This window comes from Acidithiobacillus sp. TH-A36 (assembly GCF_057473445.1).
This window is the reverse complement of sequence record NZ_JBYCKP010000395.1, coordinates 1-4,775: the sequence shown is the minus strand read 5'-3', so window position 1 is coordinate 4,775 and position 4,775 is coordinate 1. Positions and strand designations below refer to the sequence as shown.

Sequence of the window (4,775 nt, the reverse complement as noted above, 5' to 3'; positions counted from 1 at the left end):
CATTTTTATCTGGCCCAGGGCCAGCTTGAAAAGGAAATAGTAATATGACGCAAAAGTACGATTCTTCCAGTATCCAGGTGTTGAAAGGGCTGGAAGCAGTACGCAAACGCCCGGGCATGTACATTGGCGACACTGATGATGGCAGTGGCTTGCATCATATGGTTTTTGAGGTGGTAGATAATGCCATTGATGAAGCGCTGGGTGGGCATTGCGATACCATTGTGGTCATTATTCATGATGATGGTTCGGTCAGCGTCAGTGATAACGGACGGGGTATTCCGGTAGATGTTCATGCCGAAGAAGGTCGCTCCGCCGCTGAAGTCATCATGACCATCCTGCATGCCGGTGGCAAGTTTGACGATAACTCCTACAAAGTCTCGGGTGGATTGCATGGTGTCGGCGTTTCTGTAGTGAATGCCCTGTCCATTTCCCTGCAGCTGCGCATTTACCGGGATGGATTTGTCTGGACCCAGTCCTATGCGGATGGCGCCCCTCTGGCGCCTATTGCCCGGGGCGAAGCATCCACCCGGCATGGTACCATCATCCGTTTCAAACCTTCTCCGGAGGTTTTTGCCGATACCCTGTTCCACTTTGAAATTTTGGCCAAGCGTCTGCGCGAACTGGCTTTTCTGAATTCCGGAGTACACATCACGCTCCTGGATGAACGTGTGAACCGGGAAGAAATTTTCCATTACCACGGCGGCATCCGCGCCTTTGTGGAACATCTCAACCGCAGTAAAACCGCCATTCATCCGCATGTAATCAGCCTTGCCGGCGAACGCGATGGAATTGTTGTAGAAGCAGCGCTACAGTGGAATGAAGGCTATAACGAAACCGTGCTGTGCTACACCAACAATATTCCCCAGAATGACGGCGGAACCCATCTGGCCGGATTTCGCGCCGCCCTGACCCGTACCCTCAACCAGTATATGGAAAGAGAAGGAACCCTGGCCAAAGCCAAGGTTTCCGTCACTGGTGACGATGCCCGGGAAGGATTGACGGCGGTACTTTCCGTAAAAGTGCCAGATCCCAAGTTCTCTTCACAAACCAAGGACAAACTGGTTTCCAGTGAGGTGAAACCGGTGGTCGAATCTTCCATGGCCGAGGCCCTCACCATTTTTCTGGATGAACATCCCAAGGAAGCCCAGGCTATTGCCGCGAAAATCGTCGACGCCGCCCGGGCTCGGGAAGCCGCCCGCAAGGCGCGTGAATTGACGCGCCGCAAAGGGGCTCTGGATATTGCCAACCTTCCGGGTAAACTGGCCGATTGTCAGGAAAAAGACCCCAGTCTTTGCGAAATTTATCTGGTGGAAGGAGATTCGGCAGGGGGTTCTGCAAAACAGGGCCGGGATCGTCGTCATCAGGCCATTTTGCCGCTCAAAGGAAAAATTCTGAATGTCGAACGGGCACGTTTCGATAAAATGCTGTCTTCGGATGAAATCGGCACCCTCATTACCGCTCTGGGCACGGGTATCGGCAAGGAAGATTTTAATCTGGCCAAGTTACGTTACCACCGCGTCATCATCATGACGGATGCAGATGTGGATGGCAGTCATATTCGTACCCTGCTGCTGACTTTTTTTTACCGGCAGATGCCGGATCTGGTGGATCGTGGTCATGTATATATTGCCCAGCCCCCTTTATACAAGGTTAAAAAAGGCAAAGACGAACGCTATATCAAGGATGATACGGAACTGGCAGCTTATTTGCGTGAAATCGCCATGCATGGTGCTGAATTTCACCTTTCCGCAAATAGTGAAGCCATCAGTGTGGATCAGCTTGCAGGCATGATGCGGCAATACCAGAATATTGAAGCCCTGGTGCAGCGTCTGGAAAGGCGTTATCCCGCCACCCTGCTCTGGGCGCTGGCAACCCTGCCGCCCATTGCTGCAGAAACCGCCCGTAATGATGACTGGGACCAGTTTGCGGAAGGACTACGAACGGCCCTGAGCGCAACCGCTTTACCCGCAGAACACTATCAGGTCGAGAAAATCGGCGAAGCGGACGGATTACGCCTGGTGGTCCGGCGTGAACATCATGGCAGTCAGGAAGTCCGCTTTTTTGACCAGGATTTTTTCGCGGGCGGTGAATACCGGCATCTGGCTGAATATGCGGAAAATATTGAAGGCAACATGCATCCTGGTGCCGTGATCAAAAGGGGCGAGAAAAATCGCGTGGTTCAGCGTTTCCGGGAGGCGATGGACTGGCTTTTGGCAGATGCCCGTAAGGGCGTGGAAATTCAGCGTTATAAAGGTCTCGGTGAGATGAATCCGGAGCAGCTCTGGGAAACCACCATGAATGCGGAAAACCGCAGACTGGTTCGGGTTGATGTGGAAGATGCCATCGCGGCTGATGAGGTGTTTTCCATGTTGATGGGTGATGCGGTAGAACCGCGTCGGCGTTTCATCGAAGAAAACGCCCGCTTTGTATCGCGACTGGATATTTAGCCGGTAAACCGGCTTCAGGCGGCGACATCCTGATCAAAACGCAACGTGATGGGCCAGTGGATAATTTCCATCCGGCCATCCATGTGTTCGACCAGCGCCGTACAGCTTTCTACCCAATCGCCATCATTGTAATAAAGTATTCCGTCAATGCTTTTTTGTTCAGCATGATGAATATGGCCACAAATAACCCCGGCATAACCCCGGCGGGCGGTTTCTTCGGCAAGCAGATGTTCGTAGTCGTTGATAAATTGTACGGCCTTTTTGACCCGGTACTTGATGTAGGCACTCAGGGACCAGTGCCGGCGCAGACCCAGACGACGGAAGGCGGATTGCAGCAGGCGATTGAGCCAGAGTAACAGGGTATAACCATGATCACCCAGATGAATCAGCCAGGTAGCATAGCGCATGGCCGCATCAAATTGATCCCCATGAATCACCCAGAGTTTTTTTCCATCGGCGGTGTCATGAACCGTCTCACTGAGAATGGCAATGTCGCCCAGGGAAATGCTCTCATCATCCTGACCCTGAACATAATCAGAGAGCAGCTCATAGACGGGATCATGATTTCCGCGAATATAGCGGACAACGACACCCGAACGCGCCAGACGCAGGATTTTCTGGACGACAGTATTGTGGCTGCGCGGCCAGTACCAGCGTATCTTGAGTCGCCATAAATCAATGATGTCGCCGACCAGATATAATTGCTGGCAGGAATTGTGGCGCAGGAAGTCGAGCAGACTTTCTGCCTGACAGCCCCGGGTTCCGAGGTGGATATCGGACAGGAAAATACTGCGGTAATGGGGCATGGTTTCGTCCTGAAAACGTGACATGTGTCTATAATGCCAGCAAAATGTGACAGTTTGATGAAAGTGGATGGCGTGTATGCCTCTGCGCGAATGGGGAGATGCGGGTGCTGAATTTAGTTGGTTTTGAATATAAAGAACTTTTTACAGATGCGGGCATTGCACGCCTGGATCAGGAATTTCTCGACAGTCTGAACAAAGCGGATAGTTCACTCGCCGAAGCCCTGCATGATTACCGGGCTCAGGGTTTGCTTCCGGCGAGCAAGGCACAAAGCGAATTTCTGCTGCGCCTGGCTCCCCATGTGGAACAGTTTATTACCCGCTTATTCGCCCTGGAAAAAGAAGTATCCGAATTACAGGCACAAACCCGCAGCCATGATGTGGTCATGGATTTCAAAAAGCATTTTGTGTTGCGTCGCGCCCGGCGTTATCGCGGAGAATTTCCGGAGACTTTTGCGGATTTGGATCAATGGCTGGATAGCCAGATACGCCAACGCGCCTGGCCGGATACGGATCGTGAGTGGGCGATTTCCCGGCTCGGTGAAGATTGGCTTAAGGATGAAAATACCCATGCTGAGGAGATTCAGCGCCTGACCCAATGGTGTGCCCTGATCCTTCAGGATCCCCAGGCTGCTCTGGCGGTTACAGGTTGGTCGAGCTTCCGTTTGCCCCAGCGCGTTGATCATGAGGCCCTCGTACCACTCAAAAAGCTCGATCAGGTCCCCGGTACACCATTTGTGGCGCCCGACGGCACCCTGCGTCGCCGCGACAGTTTTCATCTGACGGATTTACGCATGGACCCGCGCAGTGTGCAGAGCGAAGTCCATTATTGTCTCTATTGTCATGATCATGATGGCGATTTTTGCTCCAGGGGATTCCCCGAGAAAAAAGGCGTGCCGGAACTGGGCCTGAAGGTTGATCCTCTGGGCGTGACCCTGACGGGCTGTCCTCTGGAAGAAAAAATTTCGGAAATGCAGATTCTCAAACGGGACGGACTGAATCTCGCTGCATTGGCCATGGCCATGGTCGATAATCCCATGGTTCCCGCTACCGGCCATCGCATCTGCAATGACTGCATGAAAGCCTGTGTGTACCAGAAGCAGGACCCGGTCAACATTCCCCAGGTTGAAACCCGCATTTTGACGGATGTCCTCAACCTCCCCTGGGGGATTGAGCTGTATGATTTGCTGACCCGCTGGAATCCCTTGCGCGCCGTGCAATTTGCGGCACAACCGTATAATGGGCGCAAGGTGCTGGTGGCAGGCATGGGGCCGGCGGGATTCACCATGGCTCAACACCTGTTGCAGGAAGGCTGTGCGGTAGTGGGTATTGATGGACTGAAAATCGAACCGCTGCCGGAAGCCTGGCTGACCGCGCCGATTCGTGACTGGAGCACCTTGCAGGAAGACCTGGACGAGCGGATTCTGCTGGGTTTTGGCGGGGTGGCGGAATATGGTATCACCGTGCGTTGGGACAAGAACTTTCTCAAACTCATTTATCTGACTTTAGCCCGGCGTCCCGGCTT

The 4,775-nt window shown here is 53.2% G+C and carries 2 protein-coding genes and 1 pseudogene; 2 read left to right on the top strand and 1 reads right to left on the bottom strand.

Annotated elements, in window-relative coordinates; translation table 11 throughout:
* The first annotated feature begins 44 nt into the window (after positions 1-44).
* Positions 45-2,447: a DNA topoisomerase (ATP-hydrolyzing) subunit B gene (gene gyrB, locus AC2VLY_RS10230; RefSeq protein ID WP_486892429.1), complete on the top strand. Its 2,403-nt coding sequence runs from the start codon at positions 45-47 to the stop codon at positions 2,445-2,447.
* A 14-nt stretch (positions 2,448-2,461) separates the two neighbouring features.
* Here the strand turns inward: gyrB and AC2VLY_RS10225 are convergent, their stop codons facing one another.
* On the bottom strand, positions 2,462-3,277 hold the full coding sequence (locus tag AC2VLY_RS10225) for a UDP-2,3-diacylglucosamine diphosphatase (RefSeq protein ID WP_300253019.1): 816 nt from the start codon (positions 3,275-3,277) through the stop codon (positions 2,462-2,464).
* Between the two features lie 74 nt (positions 3,278-3,351).
* Here AC2VLY_RS10225 and AC2VLY_RS10220 point away from each other — a divergent pair.
* A pseudogene (locus tag AC2VLY_RS10220) lies at positions 3,352-4,775 on the top strand (pyridine nucleotide-disulfide oxidoreductase); the annotation flags it as partial.

Excerpts from the sequence above, each read along its gene's own strand:
- gyrB (WP_486892429.1), top strand. The coding sequence starts at position 45 with ATGACGCAAAAGTACGATTCTTCCAGTATCCAGGTGTTGAAAGGGCTG.
- AC2VLY_RS10225 (WP_300253019.1), bottom strand. The coding sequence starts at position 3,277 with ATGTCACGTTTTCAGGACGAAACCATGCCCCATTACCGCAGTATTTTC.